The sequence below is a fragment of the Rhodococcoides kroppenstedtii genome (genome assembly GCF_900111805.1).
GTDB classification, from domain to species: Bacteria; Actinomycetota; Actinomycetes; order Mycobacteriales; family Mycobacteriaceae; genus Rhodococcoides; species Rhodococcoides kroppenstedtii.
This window is the reverse complement of sequence record NZ_FOJN01000013.1, coordinates 1-20472: the sequence shown is the minus strand read 5'-3', so window position 1 is coordinate 20472 and position 20472 is coordinate 1. Positions and strand designations below refer to the sequence as shown.

The 20472-nt window shown below is 69.9% G+C and carries 23 protein-coding genes and 1 tRNA gene; 12 read left to right on the top strand and 12 right to left on the bottom strand.

The annotated features are described in order from the left end of the window. Positions 1–65: 65 nt before the first annotated feature. Positions 66–953: an iron uptake transporter permease EfeU gene (gene efeU, locus BMZ18_RS14715; protein WP_074922271.1), complete on the bottom strand. Its 888-nt coding sequence runs from the start codon at positions 951–953 to the stop codon at positions 66–68. Between the two features lie 176 nt (positions 954–1129). On the opposite strand from efeU, the gene BMZ18_RS14710 reads away from it, so the two are divergent. The 5 genes from BMZ18_RS14710 to BMZ18_RS14690 all read left to right on the top strand — a co-directional run bounded on the left by BMZ18_RS14710 (position 1130) and on the right by BMZ18_RS14690 (position 5395). Beyond that, positions 1130–1903 (top strand): lytic transglycosylase domain-containing protein, encoded by a 774-nt coding sequence (locus BMZ18_RS14710; RefSeq protein WP_068363306.1) that lies wholly within the window; start codon positions 1130–1132, stop codon positions 1901–1903. 105 nt (positions 1904–2008) lie between these two features. Continuing rightward, positions 2009–3298, top strand: coding sequence for a phosphopyruvate hydratase (gene eno / locus BMZ18_RS14705; protein WP_068363308.1), 1290 nt, complete (start codon positions 2009–2011; stop codon positions 3296–3298). Between the two features lie 5 nt (positions 3299–3303). Beyond that, entirely contained in the window at positions 3304–3882 is a 579-nt protein-coding gene (locus BMZ18_RS14700; RefSeq protein ID WP_068363311.1) for an FtsB family cell division protein, read from the top strand. 50 nt (positions 3883–3932) lie between these two features. After that, positions 3933–4448, top strand: coding sequence for a DUF501 domain-containing protein (locus BMZ18_RS14695; protein WP_068102589.1), 516 nt, complete (start codon positions 3933–3935; stop codon positions 4446–4448). Further along, the gene (locus tag BMZ18_RS14690; protein ID WP_068363313.1) at positions 4445–5395 is read left to right on the top strand and encodes a Ppx/GppA phosphatase family protein; all 951 of its coding nucleotides are present in this window, start codon (positions 4445–4447) and stop codon (positions 5393–5395) included. The genes BMZ18_RS14695 and BMZ18_RS14690 overlap by 4 nt, the downstream gene beginning before the upstream one ends. Positions 5396–5415: 20 nt before the next feature. Here the strand turns inward: BMZ18_RS14690 and BMZ18_RS14685 are convergent, their stop codons facing one another. Next, on the bottom strand, positions 5416–5706 hold the full coding sequence (locus BMZ18_RS14685; protein WP_068363316.1) for a transcriptional regulator: 291 nt from the start codon (positions 5704–5706) through the stop codon (positions 5416–5418). Further along, on the bottom strand, positions 5703–6152 hold the full coding sequence (locus BMZ18_RS14680; protein WP_068363319.1) for a hypothetical protein: 450 nt from the start codon (positions 6150–6152) through the stop codon (positions 5703–5705). Before BMZ18_RS14680 ends, BMZ18_RS14685 begins: the two co-directional genes overlap by 4 nt. Positions 6153–6276: 124 nt before the next feature. Between BMZ18_RS14680 and BMZ18_RS14675 the strand changes: the two genes are divergently transcribed. Together BMZ18_RS14675 and BMZ18_RS20215 are read left to right on the top strand one after the other, a co-directional pair. Then, positions 6277–7107, top strand: a complete 831-nt coding sequence (locus BMZ18_RS14675; RefSeq protein WP_068363320.1) for a sulfurtransferase — start codon at positions 6277–6279, stop codon at positions 7105–7107. 61 nt (positions 7108–7168) lie between these two features. Then, complete coding sequence (locus BMZ18_RS20215) at positions 7169–7303, top strand: hypothetical protein (RefSeq protein ID WP_256365857.1); 135 nt, start codon at positions 7169–7171, stop codon at positions 7301–7303. A 57-nt stretch (positions 7304–7360) separates the two neighbouring features. Here BMZ18_RS20215 and BMZ18_RS14670 read toward each other — a convergent pair whose 3' ends face one another. Next, positions 7361–8719, bottom strand: coding sequence for an LLM class flavin-dependent oxidoreductase (locus BMZ18_RS14670; RefSeq protein ID WP_068363321.1), 1359 nt, complete (start codon positions 8717–8719; stop codon positions 7361–7363). A gap of 89 nt (positions 8720–8808) precedes the next feature. Continuing rightward, a complete protein-coding gene (locus BMZ18_RS14665) occupies positions 8809–10194 on the bottom strand; it encodes a cytochrome P450 (protein ID WP_068102579.1) in 1386 nt (461 codons plus the stop codon). Positions 10195–10298: 104 nt separating this feature from the next. Between BMZ18_RS14665 and BMZ18_RS14660 the strand changes: the two genes are divergently transcribed. Next, on the top strand, positions 10299–10886 hold the full coding sequence (locus BMZ18_RS14660) for a TetR/AcrR family transcriptional regulator (RefSeq protein WP_068102577.1): 588 nt from the start codon (positions 10299–10301) through the stop codon (positions 10884–10886). Between the two features lie 36 nt (positions 10887–10922). Further along, positions 10923–10996 (top strand) — tRNA-Leu (locus BMZ18_RS14655). A gap of 3 nt (positions 10997–10999) precedes the next feature. Here the strand turns inward: BMZ18_RS14655 and BMZ18_RS14650 are convergent. Continuing rightward, positions 11000–11203 carry a hypothetical protein gene (locus BMZ18_RS14650; RefSeq protein ID WP_068363323.1) on the bottom strand — a complete coding sequence of 68 codons (204 nt, stop codon included), beginning with the start codon at positions 11201–11203 and terminating at the stop codon, positions 11000–11002. Between the two features lie 238 nt (positions 11204–11441). On the opposite strand from BMZ18_RS14650, the gene BMZ18_RS14645 reads away from it, so the two are divergent. Continuing rightward, a complete protein-coding gene (locus tag BMZ18_RS14645; RefSeq protein ID WP_068363325.1) occupies positions 11442–12521 on the top strand; it encodes an alkene reductase in 1080 nt (359 codons plus the stop codon). Between the two features lie 4 nt (positions 12522–12525). On the opposite strand, the gene BMZ18_RS14640 is transcribed toward BMZ18_RS14645, so the two are convergent. Together BMZ18_RS14640 and BMZ18_RS14635 are read right to left on the bottom strand one after the other, a co-directional pair. Continuing rightward, the gene (locus tag BMZ18_RS14640) at positions 12526–13257 is read right to left on the bottom strand and encodes an SGNH/GDSL hydrolase family protein (protein WP_082895030.1); all 732 of its coding nucleotides are present in this window, start codon (positions 13255–13257) and stop codon (positions 12526–12528) included. Between the two features lie 81 nt (positions 13258–13338). Then, complete coding sequence (locus BMZ18_RS14635) at positions 13339–15276, bottom strand: HNH endonuclease signature motif containing protein (protein ID WP_074922270.1); 1938 nt, start codon at positions 15274–15276, stop codon at positions 13339–13341. A 114-nt stretch (positions 15277–15390) separates the two neighbouring features. Between BMZ18_RS14635 and BMZ18_RS14630 the strand changes: the two genes are divergently transcribed. Further along, the gene (locus BMZ18_RS14630; RefSeq protein ID WP_068364847.1) at positions 15391–15903 is read left to right on the top strand and encodes a hypothetical protein; all 513 of its coding nucleotides are present in this window, start codon (positions 15391–15393) and stop codon (positions 15901–15903) included. Positions 15904–15949: 46 nt separating this feature from the next. Here the strand turns inward: BMZ18_RS14630 and BMZ18_RS14625 are convergent, their stop codons facing one another. The 3 genes from BMZ18_RS14625 to BMZ18_RS14615 all read right to left on the bottom strand — a co-directional run bounded on the left by BMZ18_RS14625 (position 15950) and on the right by BMZ18_RS14615 (position 18963). Beyond that, on the bottom strand, positions 15950–17368 hold the full coding sequence (locus BMZ18_RS14625) for a PepSY-associated TM helix domain-containing protein (protein WP_068364850.1): 1419 nt from the start codon (positions 17366–17368) through the stop codon (positions 15950–15952). A 96-nt stretch (positions 17369–17464) separates the two neighbouring features. After that, a complete protein-coding gene (locus BMZ18_RS14620; protein ID WP_139203985.1) occupies positions 17465–17986 on the bottom strand; it encodes a hypothetical protein in 522 nt (173 codons plus the stop codon). 41 nt (positions 17987–18027) lie between these two features. Beyond that, on the bottom strand, positions 18028–18963 hold the full coding sequence (locus BMZ18_RS14615) for an SLC13 family permease (RefSeq protein WP_082895126.1): 936 nt from the start codon (positions 18961–18963) through the stop codon (positions 18028–18030). 129 nt (positions 18964–19092) lie between these two features. Between BMZ18_RS14615 and BMZ18_RS14610 the strand changes: the two genes are divergently transcribed. Then, complete coding sequence (locus tag BMZ18_RS14610) at positions 19093–19365, top strand: hypothetical protein (RefSeq protein ID WP_068364855.1); 273 nt, start codon at positions 19093–19095, stop codon at positions 19363–19365. A gap of 166 nt (positions 19366–19531) precedes the next feature. Here BMZ18_RS14610 and BMZ18_RS14605 read toward each other — a convergent pair whose 3' ends face one another. Continuing rightward, complete coding sequence (locus tag BMZ18_RS14605) at positions 19532–20329, bottom strand: SDR family NAD(P)-dependent oxidoreductase (protein ID WP_068364858.1); 798 nt, start codon at positions 20327–20329, stop codon at positions 19532–19534. Positions 20330–20472: the final 143 nt, after the last annotated feature.

Here is a 20472-nt window from a genome sequence, read left to right as displayed (position 1 = left end):
GTGCGGAGCGGGTGGGAGGTACTCGGGCGGGGTGCGGAGCGGGTGGGAAGTGCTCGGTGGTGCGGTCAGGACGCGGCGGGGGCAGGCGCGGCCGAGCGTGCGGCGGGCACGGGCGTCGGCCGGAGGAAGAGAGCGAGGACGACGACGAGGTAGGTCGCCCACGCGAGAAGTTGCAGCACCGTCGGATCGGGACGCAGGTTGAGGACGCCGGCGACGAGGGTGCCGTACCAGCTGCCGGCGTCCCACCAGGAACCGAGGTCGAATGCGATCGCGTCACCGCCGGGCACGACGCCGCCGATCTGGAGTGCGCGGACGCCGTAGCCGAGGATGCCGGCGGCGACCGCGATCAACGCGACTCCGGTCCAACGGAAGAACCGGGCGAGGTCGATGCGGATGGCGCCGGCGTAGAGAGCGACCGTGAGGGCGGCGGCGATCGCGATGCCGACGAGCAGCCCCACGAGCGGCCAGGGACTGCCTGCCGCGTTCTCGGCGTACCCGACCATGAGCAGGGCGGTCTCGATGCCTTCGCGGCCGACGGCCAGGAACGACAGCGACACCAGGGCGGCGGGGCCGACGTCGAGGGCGCGGGCGAGCCCGGTGCGCAGGGTCCCGGAGATCGTCGCGGCGGCCCGGCGCATCCAGAGGACCATGGTGGTGACGATCGCGACCGCGACCAGCGATGCTGCGCCGGCGACGATCTCGGCCGTCAGGCCGGTGACGGTCGAGGTCCCCCAGTGGATGACGGCGAACACGCCGATCACCAGGGCGACGGCGGCGATCACGCCGGTCCAGACCCACCGCAGAGCGTCGCGACGGTTCGACTTCACCAGGAACGCCACGAGGATCGTCACGACGATGCCGGTTTCGAGGCCCTCGCGGAGCCCGATGAGGGCGCTGCCGGCGATCTGGGTGGCGACGCCGGGTGTCGACGCGGCGGCGAGGACGACGGACACTGCGGCTCCCGGGGGGATCGACGGTGGGCTGACGGAGATGGATCGGAGGAATCGGAGGTTAGGCAAACCTTGTCCGAGCGAGGAAGCTACACGGTCGGGCCCGTCGAAAACAGCCCTGGACCTGGTTTTTTGCTTCTCTTTAGGGTCTTATTACCTTCGCTCGGGATGATGGGACCGTGCCCGCATCCCGCCGCCGCGACCGATTCCGTGACCCTGTCGGCCCCCACCGATCCCGGGCGGCGCTCGTCGCGGTCGTGACGGGCACGCTGGTGCTGACGGCATGCGGAACCACCACCGGGCCGGGCGTCGAGATTCCCGAGGGCGTCCCGCCCGCGCCCGGCGTTCCCGTCCCCGCGATCGACGTCGACGGGCCCGGTCGCACCGCGGACCTGCTCGCCGACTGGGCCGCTCCCATCGCCGACTCGACGGGGGTGGGGCGAACCGCGATCGAGGCGTACGGCCACGCCGCCGCCGTGATGGCGCGCTCGGCGCCCGAGTGCGGACTGGCGTGGACCACGCTCGCGGGCATCGGCTACGTCGAGTCCCGGCACGGCACCTTCCGCGGGTCGACCGTCGGGCCCGACTCGGTGGTGTCGCCGCCCATCCGTGGGGTTCCGCTGGACGGCACCGCGGGGAACGCCGAGATTCGTGACACGGACGGCGGCGAACTCGACGGTGACCCGGTCCTGGACCGGGCAATGGGGCCGATGCAGTTCATCCCGGAGACGTGGCGGAAGTGGGGAGTCGACGCCAACGGCGACGGTCGGGCCGATCCCGACACCCTCGACGACGCGGCGTTGTCCGCCGGCCGGTATCTCTGCGCGTCGGGCGGGGACCTGACCACCCCGGAGGGGTGGCAGCGAGCGCTGCTGGCCTACAACCGATCCGGCGCCTACGCGCGGGACGTACGCGACGCGGCGGCGGCGTACTCGGTGGGGACGTCGCCGTAGCGGGGTCGACGGCCCTGCGCGTCGGGCGTCGGGCGGGACGGCGTGGCGGCTAGTCTGTCTGCGAACCGTGTCAGGTCCGCCCATCGCTTTGCTAGGAGTTCAGTCGTGGCCATCATCGAACAGGTCGGAGCTCGCGAGATTCTCGACTCCCGTGGCAACCCCACGGTCGAGGTCGAGGTCGCGCTCGACGACGGCACGCTCACCCGCGCCGCCGTCCCGTCCGGTGCGTCCACCGGCGAGCACGAGGCCGTCGAGCTGCGTGACGGTGGCGATCGCTACGGCGGCAAGGGTGTGCAGAAGGCCGTGAACGCGGTGCTCGACGACATCGCTCCGGCCGTCATCGGTCTCGACGCCATCGAGCAGCGCGCCGTCGACCAGGCTTTGCTCGACCTCGACGGCACCCCCGACAAGTCGCGGCTGGGCGCCAACGCGCTGCTCGGCGTCTCGCTCGCCGTCGCCAAGGGTGCCGCGGAGTCCGCCGGCCTCGAGCTCTTCCGCTACCTCGGCGGACCGAACGCCCACGTCCTGCCGGTGCCGATGATGAACATCATCAACGGTGGCGCGCACGCCGACAGCGGCGTCGACGTCCAGGAGTTCATGATCGCGCCCGTCGGCGCACCCACCTTCAAGGAGTCGCTGCGCTGGGGCGCCGAGGTCTACCACGCCCTGAAGTCCGTGCTGAAGAGCAAGGGACTGTCGACGGGTCTCGGTGACGAGGGCGGCTTCGCGCCCGACCTCGCCGGTACCACGGCCGCGCTCGATCTGATTGCCGAGGCCATCGGCAAGACGGGGCTGACGCTGGGCTCCGACATCGCGCTGGCGCTCGACGTCGCCGCCACCGAGTTCTACACCGCCGGAACGGGATACGCCTTCGAGGGGACCACCCGCTCGTCGGAGGAGATGTCCGCGTTCTACGCCGGGCTGCTCGATCAGTACCCGCTGGTGTCCATCGAGGACCCGCTGGACGAGAACGATTGGGACGGCTGGGTCGCCCTCACCGACAGCATCGGCGAGCGCGTGCAGCTGGTGGGCGACGATCTCTTCGTCACCAACCCCGAGCGCCTCGAGGAGGGCATCGTCAAGGGTGCCGCCAACGCACTGCTGGTGAAGGTCAACCAGATCGGCACCCTCACCGAGACCCTCGATGCCGTCGAGCTCGCGCACCGCAGTGGCTACCGCACGATGATGAGCCACCGCAGCGGCGAGACCGAGGACACCACCATCGCCGACCTCGCGGTCGCCGTGGGCAGCGGGCAGATCAAGACCGGCGCGCCCGCCCGCAGCGAGCGCGTCGCCAAGTACAACCAACTCCTGCGCATCGAGGAAGCGCTCGGCGACGCCGCGCGCTACGCCGGGGACCTGGCGTTCCCGCGTCTCGACTTCGCCAAGGACTGATCGAGGTGACGTCCGACCGGAACGGGAACCGTCCCGCGGCGCGGCCCGAGGGTCGATCGTCGCGGCGCGGGGAACGTCCCGGTCGGTCCACCCGGCGGCGGGGCTCGGGCGCGCGGGGTGTGGCCGGGCTGGTCGACGACGTCCTCACCGACGGCGCGGCCCTGGTCGGCCGACGAGGTCGGCGGGGACGCGCCGAGGGGGGCGGCGAACGCACCTTCCTCGGCTTGTCCACCGGCAAAGCCGTGATTCTCGCCGTGGTGGTGTGCGCGCTGGCGCTGACCCTCGCGTACCCGCTGCGCACCTACGTCTCCCAGCGGTCGGATGCGGCCGACGTCGCCGCCGAGCGGGTCGTGCTCGAGGAACGGGTGCGGGACCTGCAGATTCGCAAGGACCAGAGCGACGACCCCGCGTACATCACCGCCCAGGCGCGCGAGCGGCTCGGCTTCGTGATGCCCGGCGAGACGCCGTACCAGGTGCAGTTGCCCGGCGCGCGAGCACGATCCGACATCGCGAACGATCCGCCTCCGCCTCCCCCCGGCCCCTGGTACAGCGAGTTGTGGTCCACCGCGACCGTGCCGCGCTGACAGTGCCGACCGGCGCTCATGCCCGTTCGATCGAAGGAAGTTCTCTCGTCATGACCGACGTGTCCCCCGAGGATCTGGCGGTGGTCGCGCAGCAACTGGGCCGTGAGCCTCGTGGTGTGCTCGCGGTGGCCTATCGCACCCCGGACGGTCGGCCGGCCGTCGTGAAGACGGCGCCGACGCTGCCGGACGGCACGCCGTTCCCCACGCTCTACTACCTGACGGACCCGCGGCTCACCGCCGAAGCGTCCCGTCAGGAGTCCGCCGGTGTCATGCGGGAGATGACCGAGCGTCTCGGCACCGACGCCGATCTCGCGGCGCACTATCGCCGGGCCCACGAGTCGTACCTCGCCGAGCGCGACGAGATCGGTTCTCTCGGAACCACCTTCACCGGCGGCGGTATGCCGGACCGTGTCAAGTGCCTGCACGTGCTCATGGCCCACTCACTGGCCAAGGGGCCGGGGGTGAACCCTCTGGGTGACGAGTCGGTGGCTCTGGCCGCGGAGGGTCCGCTGCGCGGGACCGCGCTGCCGGCGGAGTGGCCCACGATCGAGGACCTCCGCTCGTGAGGGTCGCGGCGATCGACTGCGGCACCAATTCGATCCGACTGTTGGTGGCCGACGTCGAGGCCGGCGCCACCGGGCTGCGTGACCTGGCGCGCGAGATGCGCGTCGTGCGGCTCGGGCAGGGAGTCGACGCCACGGGTGCCTTCGTCCCCGAGGCGATCGAGCGCACGCGCGTGGCGTTGGCGGAGTACGTCGACATCATCGGCGGGCTCGGTGGGGTCGACGCGGTGCGGATGGTGGCGACGTCCGCTACCCGCGATGCGGCGAACCGAGACCTGTTCTTCGACATGACCTCTCGGCTGTTGGAACCGGTGGCCGCCGGCGCCGTCGCCGAAGTGGTGACGGGCGACGAGGAAGCGCGATTGTCGTTCGCGGGCGCGGTCGGCGATCTCGATCCGGCCGACGGCCCGTTCCTGGTGGTCGATCTCGGCGGGGGATCCACCGAGCTCGTTCTCGGCGACGCGTCCGGTGTGAGCTCGGCCCACTCGGCCGACATCGGATGCGTGCGGTTGACCGAGCGGTGCCTCGCGTCCGACCCGCCCACCGCGGCCGAGATCGGTGCGGCGCGGGAGTTCGTCGCCGAGCGTCTGGCGCCGGCGTTCGAGGCCGTGCCGGTCGCGCAGGCGCGGACCTGGGTGGGCGTGGCCGGCACCATGACGACCATCGCGGCGGTCGCGCAGGATCTGCCGTCCTACGACCCGGACCGTATTCACCTGTCGCGCATCGGGTTCGGAGAGCTGCACGAGGTGTGCGACCGGCTGGTGGGCATGACGCGGGAGCAGCGTGCGGCCATCGGATCGATGCATCCGGGCCGGGTCGACGTGATCGGTGGTGGGTCGCTGGTGACCGCCGCGCTGGCCGACCACATCGGTGCCGAGTCGGGGATCGACTCGTTGGTGGTCAGCGAGCACGACATTCTCGACGGGATCGCCCTGTCGCTCGCGCGATAGCCGTTCGAGCGCACACCGAGTCAGCTTCCGACGATGCGTCGAAGTTCGGCCACGTGTGCGTCGTACGCGGCTCTGCCCTCCGGGGTCATCGCCGCGCTGGTACGAACACGGGAGTTGCTGGTGGCCTTGCGGATGCGGATGTGACCGGCGTCCTCGAGCGTCTTCAGGTGTTTGCTCAGCACGGATTCGCTGACGTCCAGGTGACCGCGCAGGGTGGCGAAGTCCATCGAGGTCACCGGCGCGAGCAGGGCGCAGATCCGGAGCCGGAGCGGCGCGTGGATGACGGGATCGAATGCGGGGGTGACCGTCACGCCGACTCCCGCAGTTCCTGCTCGTAGGCCGCGTCCCAGCGGTAGCCGAGCCAGGTCATCGTCGGTACGGCGATGACGGCGAGGACCAGGCTCGTGCCGTGCAGGTGCAGGACCCACTCCGCTGCCAGGGACGCCGCGAACCCGCCGCCACCGATCGCGCCGGCCGTGGCCGAGTACACGCGTGCGGGGCGCTGGTCGAGACCGTTGATCCACATGCCCTTGGCGCGCTTGTACCAGGTGACCAGACCCCACAGGATCAGGAAGAACGCCACGTAGACCACGGCGACCACCCAGAGGCTGTCCCAGAACGGAGAGGCGATCAGAACGCCGGCCGCCAGCGCGAGGATCAGGTGGTAGCCGCGCGGCGACGCCGCATCCTCGGCCAGCTTGTCGCGTTGGGCCTGCACTGCGGCGAGGGCGTCGGCGGGGGAGAAGTCGTCGCTCATCGTGCCTCCTCGGTCTGGATCAGTGTCTTTCCGAGTGTCTTTCCGATGTGGAAAGTGAACCACCGACTTTCCGTCTTGGCAAGCGGCCGGGCGCGGACGCCTGGCGCGTCCTAGGCTCGGGGCCATGACCGACATCCTCGTGAGCGTGTCCGAGCTGGCGTCGTCGATCGATCGGAACCCACCCGTCCTGCTCGACGTCCGTTGGGCTCTCGGGCGCACCGACGGCCATGAGCGCTACCGCGACAACCACATTCCCACCGCGATCTACGTCGACCTACCCACCGAACTTTCGGGCGCCGGCGTCGCAACGGACGGACGGCATCCCCTCCCCGACATCACCGAGCTGCAGGCGTCGGCGCGGCGGTGGGGGATCGGCGCGGACACACCCGTCGTGGTCTACGACGCCACCGGCAACCAGGCCGCGGCCCGCGCCTGGTGGCTGCTGCGTTGGGCGGGGCACGACGACGTGCGGATGCTGGACGGCGGACTGACCGCCTGGCAGGACGCGGGCCTGCCAATCCGGTCCGGCGACGAGACCTCGCGTGCGACGGGTGACGTGGTGCTCCGGCCGGGGGCGATGCCGACGCTGACGGCCGACGACGCAGCCGATTTTCCCGGCGTGCTGCTCGACGCGCGGGCGGGGGAGCGGTACCGCGGTGAGGTCGAGCCGATGGACCCGAGGGCGGGTCACATCCCCGGGGCCGTGAGCGCCCCGACCGCGGACAACGTGGGCGCGGACGGACGGTTCCGCTCCCCGGCGGAGCTGCGAGAACGATTCGCCGACATCGGAATTCGAGCCGGGGACACTGTCGGGGTCTACTGCGGGTCCGGGGTCACGGCCGCGCACGAGGTGGCCGCGCTCGCCCTCGCCGGGATCGACGCCGCCCTCTTCCCCGGATCCTGGTCGGCGTGGTCGTCGGACCCGGACCGCCCGGTGGCCACGGGTCCGGAGTGAGGTTCGGACCGGCCCCGGTGGGGCATGACAGTGCAGTACCCCATCGCACCAGGAGGCTCCGATGACCATGCCCAGTGACGCTGCCGACGCCGTTCCGTCGAGCGGGAGCAACGACGGCCCGCGGGACTCGTCGCACGAGGAGGAGCGCGGCGCCGTCGTCGACGAGCAGAACGTGCCGCACCCCGACGCCGACTGACCGCGTGGTCGTGGAATCCGAGCCCCGCGATCCGGGGCTCGGAGTCCACGACTCGTCCTAGGCCGGAGCCGCCACCGCCCGGGGCGTGGGGGTGAGGCTCGCGGCGGGAAGGCCGAGGTGCTCGCGCAGGGTCGTTCCGGTGTATTCGGTGCGGAACAACCCGCGCCGCCGCAGCTCCGGCACCACCTGATCGACGAAATTGTCGAACGTGCCCGGCGCCTGCGCGGCCGACAGGATGTAGCCGTCCGCCTCGCCGCCGTGGAAGCCCTCCTCGATCAGATCGGCGATGTCGGAGGCGGTGCCGACGAACTGCGGCAGCAGCACCCCCTGCGCGTAGAGCTTGCCGACGTCCCGCAGGGTCAACGAGTCCCGATCGCTCAGGCGACGCGCGAGGTCGAACAGCCCCTGACTGCCGGGCACGGTGACGTCGGTGACCGGGGCGTCGAGGTCGTACTGCGAGAAGTCGTGATCGGTGTGGACCGAGAGGGTGATCAGTCCGGAGATGGGATCGGCCAACTCGTTGTGAAAGGCCTGCTTCTCTCGGGCGATCGACTCGGTCTCGCCGACGAACGGAACGAACGACGGGAAGATCTTCAGGTGGTCGGGGTTCCGGCCGAGGTTCGACGCGCGGGACTTCACGTCGTCGTAGTACGCCCGTCGTCCCTCGGGAGTCGGGTCGATCTCGAAGATCGCATCCGCCCATCGCGCCGCGAAATCCCGCCCGGTCGAGGATGATCCGGCTTGGAAGATCACCGGCCGGCTCTGCGGGGAATGCGGCACCGTCAGCGGGCCGCGGCTCCTGTAGAACCGCCCGTCGTGATCGACGGTGCGCACCTTGCTCGGGTCGGCGAAGACCCCGGTGCCCTTGTCCTGCACCAGCGCGTCACGGTCCCAGCTGCCCCACAGGTCGTAGGCGAGCTCGAGGAACTCGTGCGCGCGGTCGTACCGCTGATCGTGCGGCAGATGGTCGAGCTGCCCGAAGTTCTGTGCTTCGGCCTGATTCAGGGACGTCACCACGTTCCATCCCGCCCGACCTCGCGACAGGTGGTCGAGCGTCGCGAAGATGCGGGCGACCTCGTAGGGATGGAAGTAGGTGGTGGACTTGGTGATCGCGAGTCCGATGCGCTCGGTCACCGACGCGAGTGTGGCCGCCACCAACGACGGGTCGATGGTCGCCGACGCTTGCGTGCCGCTGCGGAGCGGAACCGCGATGTCGTCGCCGTAGCGGACGGGCGTCGCCAACAGATCGGCGAAGAAGAGGAAGTCGAAGGTACCGCGCTCGAGCGTGCGGGCGACGCGGGTGTAGTAGTCCGGGCTCAGATAGTCGGTTTCCGACGCCGGGTGGCGCCACGCGGCGTGGGAATGCGTGACGTGGGAGGCGATGAGGAAGCCGGCGAGGTGCAATTCGCGGGACACGGGTTCTCCTGACGGGAGGGGACGGGCTCCCGTGCAGACTTCTCGACGGCGGTCGACGTGTCAGCGGTTCTACTCGCCGTGAGTTCCATTCACCGCCTGCGGGGCGAGATCGACAGCTCGAAGCCCTTGGGCATCAGCGTCAGGCGCTCCTCGATGCGGAGTCGGTAGTCCGGATCGGGCCGCACGTCCACGTTCTGGAGGACCGTGCCGAGCGCGATCATCGCCTCGTGCACTGCGAACTGTCGGCCTATGCAGGCGCGCTCACCCGTGCCGAACGGCTTGTACGCCTGCGCCGGCCGAGCGCGTACGGCCGCGGAGAGGAAGCGGTCCGGGTCGAACTCCTCGGTGTTCTCCCCGAACACGGGGTCACGGTGCAGGCCGGGGATGAGGATCATCGCCCAGTCGCCCTTCTTCATGCGGTAGCCGTCGCCGATGACGGTGTCCGTCAACGCCTGCCGCGCGTATCCGGGTGCGGTCGGCCACAGTCGCAGGGCCTCGTCCAGGATGCGTCGGACCAGGCGGGCCTTGGCCACCTGCTCGAACGCGGGCGGCCCGTCGCCCCAGACCTCGTCGATCTCGGCGCGCGCCTGCGCCCACAGTTCCGGGTCGCGGGACAGGTAGTACAGCGCGAACGACAATGCGCCGGAGGTGGTTTCGTGGCCTGCAATGAGAAATGTCAGAATTTGGTGACGAATGTTGACCTCGTCGAGCGCATTGGGGTCCGCGTCCCGAGCGGCGGTGAGCATGATGTCGAGCAGGTCGTTCTCCTGGCCCACGCCGTGATCGCGTCGGGTGCGCACGATGTCGTCGATGACACCGGCAAGGAAGGCCTTGTCCTCCTCGTTGCGACGGTCGCGGTTCCGGAACCACAGGTCGGTGAGGATGGGCACGCGGATGACCTCGCGGCGCTGATTGTGCGTGAGCGTCCGCACCATGGCGCCGACGAACGGGTGCGGTTCGGACCGGGTGAAGGCGTCGAAGGAGTAGCTGAAGGCGGTGCGGCCGATGGTCTCGAGCGTCAGCTTGGTCATGTCCGCAGACACGTCGACTCGGTCACGAGTGCGCCAGTACGACAACAGATCCCGGGTCACTTCGACCATGGTGTCGTGGTAGGTGCGCATGGCCGCCTGGGTGAAGGCGGGCCGGAGCAGGTCGTGCGCCTTGCGCCAGTTCGGTTCGTCGGAGTACGCGGTGAACAGCCCGTCGCCGCTGATGGAACGCAGGCCCTCGACCGCCGGACCGAGATGCTTGGTGAAGCGGGTGTCGTCGTTGAGGTCCGTCACCAGATCGACTCCGCTGACCACGACGAACCGGTTGCCCATCACGACCCGCTCGAAGATCGGCCCGAGTTCCTGCGCGAGACGGACCGCGTCCTGCACCGGGGTGGTGACGTTCATGCCGATGACGTCGCCGAGCACCGGGAGACGGCGGGGCGGGTGGGGGAGCGAGACGTCGGGAGCGAGGGTGGTGACCACGGCGCGGGCCCTTTCTCGAGGCTTGTTGAAGGCCGGTTCAACACCGGACGCTACTCGGGAGGCCACGACTGTCAAGGGGTCCGCCGAGTAGGGTCGGCGGCACCATGACCAGTCCGCGTAAGCGTCTGACGCCGACCGAGCGGCGGACACAGCTGCTGGCCGTCGGAACCCGGTTGTTCGCGACGCGGCCGTACGACGACGTCGGCATCGACGAGGTCGCGGACCTCGCCGGGGTGTCGCAAGGCCTGATGTACCACTACTTCTCGTCGAAACGGGACTTCTTCGCCGAGATCATCCGCCTGGAATCGGCGCGGATGCTCGAGACCACCGCACCCGACACGTCGCTGCCCGTGGCTCGGCAGGTGGGCGACGGTCTGCGGGCCTACATCCACCACGTCGACACCCACGAACACGGCGTTCGCGCGGTCAACCGTGGCGCCCTGTCGGCGGACGAGGACATCCAATCGATCATGGCCGACGATCTTCGCGTGCAGCAGGAACGCATCCTCGACGCGCTCGGTCCCGATGCGCGGGACGATCCCGCTGTCGCCCTGGCGGTGCGCGGCTGGATTGCGTTCGTGCGCGCCACGTGCATCGACTGGGTCGACGAGCGGGCCGTCGACGCCGAGACCGTGTACGACATCTGCATGCGCGCCTTCGACGGGCTGCTGGGAGTCGGTCGCTCGACCTGAGCCGCCCTCCGGCCGCTAGGGTGGGTGCGCGCGACGGCCCCCATGGCCCAATTGGCAGAGGCAGAGGACTTAAAATCCTTGTGTTGTCGGTTCGAGTCCGACTGGGGGCACGGTCAGGGCGCCACGATGCAGACGGGGCCGATGGGGGTTGCGGGATTCACGGTCACGGTGGCGGTGGGTCCGCCGGCCGACGTCTCGTACGCCATCAGGCTGTGCTCGCCGGTTCGCATCGGGGTCCACAGAGAGACCTTGTGCCCGAGAATCACCGGTGAGGACCAGTAGCCGTCGAACTGCCAGACGAATTTCTCGAGGGGCATCAAGGGAACCCTCCGTGGACGGGCCGATGTCGACGCGCGGACCGGTGAGGTCACGGGTGCGGTCCACGGGCCACGTAGGTGCGGCCCCTCCCCGTGCGAAGTCGTCGAACCGATGCTCAGTAAGTCGCGAGACGTGACCCCCGTCTCGTCCGGGAATGGCCTTGCGTGGCGGCGGGGTTGGCCTGACTCGGTGCGCCTTGCGCACCTTTGATCCGTCGTCGAGGAAAAGGGCCAACCAATGTCGCTGTTCTCCACCGTCACCCTCGGGGACCTCGCCCTGCGCAACCGCCTGGTCATGGCGCCGCTGACGCGGGTGCGGTCCGGTCCCGAGGGCATCCCCGGTCCACTGGTGGCCGAGCACTACCGCCAGCGCGCCAGCCTCGGGCTGATCGTCAGCGAGGGCACGTACCCGAGCCACGCCGGTCAGGGCTTCCCCGGCCAGCCCGGCTTGGTGACGGACGAGCAGCTCGCCGGCTGGAAGGCCGTGACGGACGCGGTGCACGCCGAGGGTGGACTCATCGTCGCGCAGGTGATGCACGCCGGACGAGTGACGCACGAGGCGACGACCGGCGGCCACGAGGTGGTCGGGCCCAGCGCCATCGCGATCGAGGGCGAGACCCGGACGTACGACGGCAAGAAGCCGTACCCCGTTCCGCACGCGCTGACCACCGATGAGCTCCCGTCCGTGATCGAGGAGTTCGTGCGGGGCTCGCGCAACGCGATCGCCGCCGGGTTCGACGGCGTCGAGATTCATTCCGCCAACGGCTACCTGCTGCACGAGTTCCTCTCACCCGCGTCCAACCAGCGTGACGACGCCTACGGCGGCTCCCCCGAGAACCGCGCGCGATTCGTGGCCGAGGTCGTGGAGGCGGTCGTCGACGCGATCGGCGCCGGCCGCGTCGGCATTCGCATTTCGCCCGAACACAACATTCAGGACGCGCTCGAGACCGATCCCGCGGACGTGCGCGCTACCTACCGTGCGTTGGTCGACCGGATCGCACCCCTGGGCCTGTCGTACCTCAGTGTGCTGCACAAGGATCCGGCGGGCGAGCTCGTTCAGGACCTACGTACCGCGTTCGGCGGCCCGTTCCTGGTCAACAGCGGCTTCGGTGAGATCACGACCCGCGACGAGGCGCTGGCCATCGTCGACGACAACGTCGGCGACGCCGTGGTGGTCGGTCGGCCCGCGATCGCCAATCCCGATCTGGTCCACCGCTGGAAGGAAGACCTGCCGCTGAACACGCCGGATCAAAGCACGTTCTACAGTTCCGGCGCCGAGGGGTACACGGACTACCCGTTCGCCACCGCCGCCCGGTAGTTCCTCACCGGTCGAGGCCGAACATCGCCGTGAAATCGGCGACGAACCGGTCCGCGACGTAGGCGTAGCCCGCCGTGGTCAGGTGGGTCCCGTCGCCCGCCGTGTAGTCCGCAGCCGTGTCCGCCGTCATCCATTGCTCCGCAACGGGGTTGATGTCGGGCACGCCTGCGGACGCGGCGGCGTCGGCGATGGCCGTGCTGAGCGGCACCGCCCGGTCCGTGAGGCCGAACGGGACGGACGAGGAGAAGACCACCACCTCGATTCCCGGCCACTGGCGCCGGGCCTGCTCGATGGACGATGCCACCGCGTCACCGACGACGTCGGGCGAGCTCTGATAGTCGTTCGCGCCACCCTGCAAGACGAGGACGTTCGGCACGAAGTCGTCGTTCTGCGCAGCGCGGGCCAGACGTTCGCCGTACGTGTTCGGCCCGCCCGCACCGTTGACCCAGCCCGTGCCGCCGGCCGCGTCGATGCGTGTCTGCCAGCCCAGTTCCGCCAGGCGGTCGGCGGCCAGCCGCGCCCAGTTGTCGGCAGCGGGATCCTCCGCCCCGATGCCTTCGGCGTAGGAGTCGCCGACGACGAGAAGTTGGGGTTCGGCGGGCACGGCGAGCGTGCTGTCGTCGTCCGAGCTGGATCCACCCGAGACCGCCACGGCGGTGATCACCGCTGCCGCGATCAGTACGGCGACGACGCCGATCGCCACGAGCCACGTCCGTCGTATTCGCCCCCCGGTCATGGCGTCGATCGTAGAGACCCCGGGCGGAGTGGCGCGCGAGGTCTCTCGCACGTCGGCGTTCCCCGCGCGACCGGTGCTCGTTCAAAACGGGGGTGGTGCATCGTCGGGTTCGGGTGGTCGGACTCCTCTCAGGTTGTTGCGCAGGCGGTTTCGGTTGCGTTCCTGCCGGCGGCGGGCGTGTTTCTGCTCGGTGCGTGGGGCGGGGCGGGTGGGTTCGGTGCCGGGTGTGGGCGGCCGGGTGGCGGGTGGGTCGCCGAAGACGATCATGTCGAGTCCGGGGTGGGTGTCGAACCCGGTGTGCGCTGGGCCGAGGACGGTCCGGCCTTCCGGGATGGTGAAGGTTCGAATGATGCGGCCCGGGTGGTCGGGGTCGTCGTACTGGTCGTCGACGAAGTCCCCGAACGTTTTGAGCAGGTGGTGGAACCGGCATTTCGCGCCGAGTCCGGTCGCGCTGGTGCGCCCGCCCCGCTCGGGATGGGCGTGGTCGTATTCGGTGATGTGGTCCAGGTCGCCGTCCCAGGCGGGTGTGCTGCAGCCGGGCCAGGTGCAGTACCGATCGCGGGCGCGGATGTAGGTGTCCAACGCGGTCGAAGGTCGGTACGGATCCGCCGGCTGGGTCGCCGGCAGTGGAGTGTCCGTGCCGTCGCCGAGCGGGCGGATCAGGGTGTCGGGGTCGGCGGCGAGGTCGCGGACGTGGGCTCCGGAGATGATGCCGAGCCCGGCGATGTAGCCGACACCGTCCACCAGTTCGGGCTCGGCGTGCGCAGCAGACTCGTCGACCGCAACCGCCTCGACGGCTGCGATCTCGTCGGTCGAGACCGCCTCGGCTGCAACGGCATCGGCCGTAGCCTCCTCGGTTGCAGCTTCGTCGACCGCGACCGCGACCGCGACCGCGATCGCGACCTCGTCGACCGCGACCTCCTCGACCTCATCCTCGTCGACGGTCGCTGTCTCCTCGACCACACTCTCCTCGGCCGAAAATCCCTCTGAGGCAGTCGCTGTCGTGTCCACGTCTCGGGTCTGGGGGTGCGCTGCCGGCGCCGCATCCTCGTCGACCGTCGCATCCTCAGCAGCTGCGGTAATCGTGCCAGCGGTGGTGTCATTCGCAGCGGCGGCGACGGGGCCGGTGAGGGTGGTGGTGTCGGTGACGACGTGGATCACGATGCGTGCTGCGTTCGCTGCGACCTCGTCCGCATCGACCACGGTGAACGTGCACTCGGGGCGGGCGCAGTCGCAGCCGAACGGGGCGTGCTTGACCAACGCGAACAGCGCGTCCGATGCCCGCGCACCCTTGCTGCGACTGTCGTGCTTGCACACCTGCGCGGCCAGTCGTTCGACGACGCGGGCGACGATGGCGGCGCGTTCGGCGGACATCGTCGCTCCCACGGTCGCCATCCCGTCGAGTCCGGCTTCGGTGAAGAAGCACCGCCCCTTCAGTGCGTCGTCGCGGCGTTCGCGGACGGCGTCGGGGTCGCGGCGGTAGACCATCTGATCGCACAGATCCCGCACCCGCGCCGTCGACCACGACCCCGGCTTGCGCAGGGCGGCGGCGATGTCGGCGTCCACCAGCCCCTGATACGACCGGCCGTGGATCAGTTCGGTACGGGAGACGATGGTGCGGATGTGAGTCGGGGAGACCACTCCGTCGCGCAGGCACTCGAACACCCGCGGCAACCGATCGCGCAGGGCGACGGCGTTGTCGAGGATCCGTTCGGCGACGTACTGCGACACCGACAGAGCGGTGGCGATGCGCGCAGCGCACTGGGCGAACGCATCGACCGCCCGCTCGTCCCGGTCCTCCTCGGCGAGCACCAGGTCGGTGTGGAGGGCGGCGACATGCCGATAGCGACGCCACTCCAGGTATCCCGCCCCCGCAGCCAGGTCGACGAGGGCGTCGAGGTGCCCACTGACGGGGAGGTCGAACGAAGCGGGCAGGCCCATCGCGGCGTGGTCACGCGCAGCCCAAGCAACGCCCCCCACCTGCGGCGCGTCCACCGCTCCGACCCCCCGATCGCTCATGTGTTCGATTGTATCGACCCCCACCGACACGATCCATCGAACCGACCGCAATCCGGGACAGCGCCGAACAAATCCCGCGAGGGGACGCTCGGCACGCTGTGATAGACCTCCATCATGGACACGAGCCAGGGACGGTGGTCTCGACGAGCGCTGTGGCTCGCGGTCGCGGTACTCGTCGCGACGGCGCTGTGGGCCGTATGGGTCGCGGACGGCCCGGTGGCCCTGCGCGTCGACGGGTCGGGCGCGGTGACACGCGTCGGATCCGTCTGGACGCTGGTGGGGGTGCTCGGCGGAGTCGGTGGCGTGGTGGCTGCGACATTCCTCGGGGCGCAACGGTTTCTGCCGCACCTCCCCGCGCGGCTGATCAACCTCCCGTCGGCCGAGGCGCACGCCTTCTGGACGGCGCCGGAGAACAGGACGGAGCTGCACCGATTGCTGGCCGAGGACCTCGAATGGATCGGCACGGCCACCGTGGTGCTGCTCTCCTGGCTCATGGCGGTCTGTGTCACGACGGAGAAGTCCGTGGCGCTGTGGGCGCTCGTCGTTCCCGTGGCGGCGTACACGATCGCGGTCCTCGGTTACTCCGTTCACCTGATGCGCGGAGGCCGGTACCGCCCACGTTTCTGAGCCGAGACGGGCTCGCACGGTGAATCACCGTGCGAGCCCGCTGATCTCAGGCGCGTCGTAGGCGCCCCGTCACGACGTCCACCGCGAGGAAGGCCAGCAGCGACAGGCCCAGGAGCGGCACGAACCACCCGATCGCCACGGTGACCAAGGCCAATCCGATCAGAGCGCCCGGCGACAGGCGGCGGAGCGTGCCTCGCTGCGGCGGACGTCCCACCGGCGCACCCCCGGACCGAGACGGCCTGCGCTGACACCACATTCGGTATCCGCCCACGATCACGGCCACCAGCACCACGGCCAACGCCAGCAGAGCGAGCTGGCTGACGAGCCCGAACAGCACCCCCATGTGCAGGCTGATGCCCCACGTGGTCATCTTGGCGGCCAGTGGCCAGTCGACGAACCGTTGCACGTCGACCACCCGGTCGGAGGTACCGTCGATCGCGATCGAATCGGTGGAGAAGACCCACGGATCTCGGAGCTGCGACACCTGGAACGCCGTGTCGCTCGACGCGGGGATGGACGCCTCGACGGGGCCGGTGATGCCGTTCGCCCGCGCGACGGCGAGAACGCCGTCGATCTGCCGGACGTCGACCGGCACGGTCGGCGTCGCCACGTCCGACGTCCCGTGCCCGACGTGGCCGGCGTGCTCGTCGTCGGAATGCCCGGCGTGACCGGTGAGGTCGGTGTCGACGGTCGGCGTGGTACAGCTCAGCGCACTGCGGACGTCGCCGATGTTCGCCCCCGCGTAGGCCGACCACGTCAGACCGGTTGCCGAGAGGAAGACCAGCCCGACGACGATCCAGGCGCCCCCGGCTCCGTGCAGGTCCACGGTGCGGCGCCGACCGCGGGTGGTGCGATCGACGGTGAACAACCGAGCGTCGGACCGGCATCGCTGACGCCGGTAGCGCTCCACCCACAGGAACAGCCCGCCGAGCGCGACGACGCCGAGCCAGGACGCGGCGAGTTCGCTGTACAGACGACCGGCCTCGCCGAGGTGGAGGGTGCGGTGCAACTCGCTGAGCCAGGTGCGCAGGGGGAGTGAGCCGGACGAGCCGTAGACCGTCGACTCGCCGACGGCGGTGGCGGTGGCGGGGTCGACGAACACGGCGGTGCGCTTCGACTCGCCGAGACTCGGGTCGGTGAACATCACGCGGGTGGTGTCACCGGCCTCGGTGGCCGGGCGGACGGCGGCGACGGTGAGGTCGGGCCGCTCGGCCTGCGCGGCGAGGACCTGATCGGAGATCGGGAGCGCAGGGCCGGTGGTGTCGGTGTGCAGCAGGTCGCGATAGACGACGCTCTCGAGGGTCGGCGCGATCGCGTAGAGGCCGCCGGTCACGGCGGCGACGAGGATGAACGGGGCGACGAAGACGCCGGCGTAGAAGTGCAGGCGGAGGATCAGCGGCCGCCAGCGGCGTGCGGGTGGGGGAGCGAGATCGGCTGTCGGCTCGATCTTCTCGGGTGTGGACATGGGTACGACTCGATTCCGTCGGGCGTGGCCGGGAGAACGTCCGGACCACGAGAGGTCACCCGAGCGCCGGTGGCGTCGGGTGCAGGGGGAGGGTGACTAGCGGAATCGAGCGGGTGGGCCGCGAGTGCCCCGGCCCGAGAGATCGACCAGGCGGCTGGGCGAGCTCCGGCGCACGACGGGCAGAGGTGGTCGGACGGTGTCGGTGTCGACCGGAACCATCGCGAGGACGGCAGGCAGGATGCGGCGCATCGCGCGGGCCGCACGGACGAGGCCGACCTCGGCGCCGCGGACGGCCACGGCGCAGACTCCGACGGCGACCGCGTGGGCGACGGCCATGCGCGGATCGAGCAGCGGCCCGTGCAGATGACCGTCGACGGTGACGAGGGTCAAGTGTCCGAGCACCTGCGCCGCGACGAGGGCTGCGACCAGTCGGCCGGTGCCGAGCCGCGTCGTCGAGGCGATCCACCCCACTCCGAGGCACACCGCGAGCAGGGCGACGGCCGCGGACTGGGAGGGGACCGACGTCCCACCGAGATCGTGCGCCGCGGCGGTGACGAGAACGGACGAGACGGCGACGACGACGCCGCGCAGGCGCATGCCGCCTCCCGTCGTCGTCACGCGGCGACCTTACCGGCCCATGGTGGGCGGGACGCGGCGGGTCACGCGCCGAGCGTCCAGGCGAACAGCGTGTACGAGAAGGCGGTGATGAGCCCGATCGCGATGACGTTCAGCCACAGTCCGCCCCGCATCATCTGGCCGATCGTGACGTATCCGCTGGCGTAGGAGACGGCGTTCGGCGGTGTGGCGACCGGCAGCATGAACGCACACGTGGCCGCAAGTGCCACCGGCACCGTGAGGACGAGCGGGTCGAGACCCATGCCGAGTGCGACGCCGCCCGCGAGAGGGAGGAACGTCGCGGCCGTGGCGGTGTTGCTGGTGATCTCGGTCAGGAAGATCGTGGCGGCTGTCGCGACCACCACCAGGGCGATGACGGGAATGGTGTCCAGGCCTGCGGCGACACTGCCGATCCAGTCCGTCAGGCCGCTGCGCTGGAATTGCGTGGAGAGTGCGAGTCCGCCGCCGAAGAGCAGCAGGACGCCCCAGGGAAGTTTGACGGCGGTCTCCCAATCCAGCAGTCGGACGCCCGGAGCCGACCCGCCGGGCAGGAGAAAGAGCAGGGCGGCGGCGATCAACGCGATGCCCGCGTCGGACACCGGTGGCTCGTCGAAGACCAGCGGCACCGCGACCCAGGACCCCGCGGCGGCGGCGAACACGGCGGCGACCCGCTTCTCGGCCGTCGCCATCGGACCGAGCTTCCCGAGTTCGTCGGCGATGAGTTCCCGACCGCCGGGGATGTCGTCGATCTCCGGACGGAACAGGACGTGCGTGAGGAGGAACCACGCGATGACGAGGAGGATCACGGCGAGCGGTACCCCGGCGATCATCCAGTCCAGGAATCCGATGTCGATGCCCTCACCCTGGAGATACCCGACGAGGAGGGTGTTCGGCGGGGTCCCGATGATGGTGCCCAACGACCCGATCGACGCCGCGTAGGCGATGCCCAGCATGAGGGCCGTTCCGAAGTTGCTCTTCACGACGGCCTCGGTGACGGACTCGGCGGACGACGTCCGGGGCTCGTCCGACGCGTCCTCGGCGTCGGAGCCGACACCGGCCCCGGCGAAGTGGGCAACATGGTGACCCGGCGTCGCGGCGTCCCATCGTCAGTGTCCACCGCGGCCGTCACGGAGGCGGCGACGGTTCTGCAGGACCGCGTCGACGTTCTCCTCGATCGGCTCGCCGATCGCGTCGTGAGCGCACCGCAACCCGGCACCAAACAGTGGTTGACGGAGTTCCGGCGCCCGTCGCTCTCGCCGCAGGAACGGCGAGCGGTGCGGTCAGCGATCCTGGTGGCCGCCGGGTTGATTCCGCCACCGGTTCGCGGCACACCCGGGCGGCGGAGCAAACTGGTCAATCCCGCACAGCTCGCAATGTTTTGAGCCGAATTAGCCACGGCTAGCTAGCTAGCTAGCTAATCCGCTGTTCAGCTATAGCTAGCCGGAGCTGTACAGCTGCGTTGTCGGTACCTGAGTGGCGTCGTGGGGGATGGACGCCTTGGACCATGAGGGCACCTCCGACAAAGCCGCGGAACTGGGACGGCACTGTCTACTCCACACGCGGTCGTCGAATACCACTGAGTGCTGGTCGTCGGCACCGAGAACAGCGTGGGGGCGCGACGGGTCGGTCGTCGCGCGCGCCACGCCCGTCAACCGAAAGCCGGTCCGAGTCCGGTGCGCCGCCGACTCTCCTCCCACAGGGCGGCGGCCTCGTCGGCGTCGACTGCATAGGGTTCACCCCTCCCTCACCCATGGACCCGTCCGGCTGCGCGAGGGGAGCGATATCGCAGTCCTCGCAGTACACACCGCCGCGGCCCGTCAGGTTCGTGGTGGTCGCGGCCCACAATCCTGTTGCGGCGCCCTGGGAGACGGACTTGAACGAAGTGTCGATGCCGTTCCCGTCTTCGTCCACCCACCCGAGTTCGATCTGCTCTTGCAGTGGGAGGTGTCTTTGTAGTGGGGTGAGGATGGCGCCGGGGTGCAGGGAGTACGCCTCGATCCCGTCTGCCGCGCCCAGCGCGGCGAGTCCGCGACCGAACAGAATCATCGCGGTGTTCGATTGCCCGTAGGCCTGCCACTTGTCGTCGCCGTCGGTGAAGTCGATGTCGGACCACCGTATGGGGGAGTGGTGGTGGCCGGCGGAGGAGTACAGCACCACCCGTGCTTCGTTCGCCGCGGCCAGTAGCGGCCATAGGTGCATGGTGAGCGCGAAGTGGCCGAGGTGGTTGACCGCGAACTGGCTTTCCCAGCCCTGCGCTGTGCGTTCGAGGGGAGTGGCCATGATGCCGGCGGTCGCGAACAGCAGGTCGACCCGGTCGACGAAGTCCGCAATCGTCGCCGCGCACACTGGCCTGATCGGCGAGGTCCATCTCCACGAGCTGCACACCCGGAACGTCGCCTAGCTGTAGTGACCTGAGAGGTTGTTGACGGCGTGCCGTCTTGAAATGGGGAGGACCTCCTGGCGGAGTGGATGTGTCTGGCATCTATCCG

What these genes read in the sequence shown, in the direction of transcription:
- BMZ18_RS14695 (WP_068102589.1), top strand. Translation starts at nt 3,933, where the DNA reads ATGACCGACGTGTCCCCCGAGGATCTGGCGGTGGTCGCGCAGCAACTG.
- BMZ18_RS14680 (WP_068363319.1), bottom strand. Translation starts at nt 6,152, where the DNA reads ATGAGCGACGACTTCTCCCCCGCCGACGCCCTCGCCGCAGTGCAGGCC.
- BMZ18_RS14675 (WP_068363320.1), top strand. Translation starts at nt 6,277, where the DNA reads ATGACCGACATCCTCGTGAGCGTGTCCGAGCTGGCGTCGTCGATCGAT.
- BMZ18_RS20215 (WP_256365857.1), top strand. Translation starts at nt 7,169, where the DNA reads ATGACCATGCCCAGTGACGCTGCCGACGCCGTTCCGTCGAGCGGGAGC.
- BMZ18_RS14660 (WP_068102577.1), top strand. Translation starts at nt 10,299, where the DNA reads ATGACCAGTCCGCGTAAGCGTCTGACGCCGACCGAGCGGCGGACACAG.
- BMZ18_RS14650 (WP_068363323.1), bottom strand. Translation starts at nt 11,203, where the DNA reads ATGCCCCTCGAGAAATTCGTCTGGCAGTTCGACGGCTACTGGTCCTCA.
- BMZ18_RS14645 (WP_068363325.1), top strand. Translation starts at nt 11,442, where the DNA reads ATGTCGCTGTTCTCCACCGTCACCCTCGGGGACCTCGCCCTGCGCAAC.
- BMZ18_RS14640 (WP_082895030.1), bottom strand. Translation starts at nt 13,257, where the DNA reads ATGACCGGGGGGCGAATACGACGGACGTGGCTCGTGGCGATCGGCGTC.
- BMZ18_RS14635 (WP_074922270.1), bottom strand. Translation starts at nt 15,276, where the DNA reads ATGAGCGATCGGGGGGTCGGAGCGGTGGACGCGCCGCAGGTGGGGGGC.
- BMZ18_RS14630 (WP_068364847.1), top strand. Translation starts at nt 15,391, where the DNA reads ATGGACACGAGCCAGGGACGGTGGTCTCGACGAGCGCTGTGGCTCGCG.
- BMZ18_RS14625 (WP_068364850.1), bottom strand. Translation starts at nt 17,368, where the DNA reads ATGTCCACACCCGAGAAGATCGAGCCGACAGCCGATCTCGCTCCCCCA.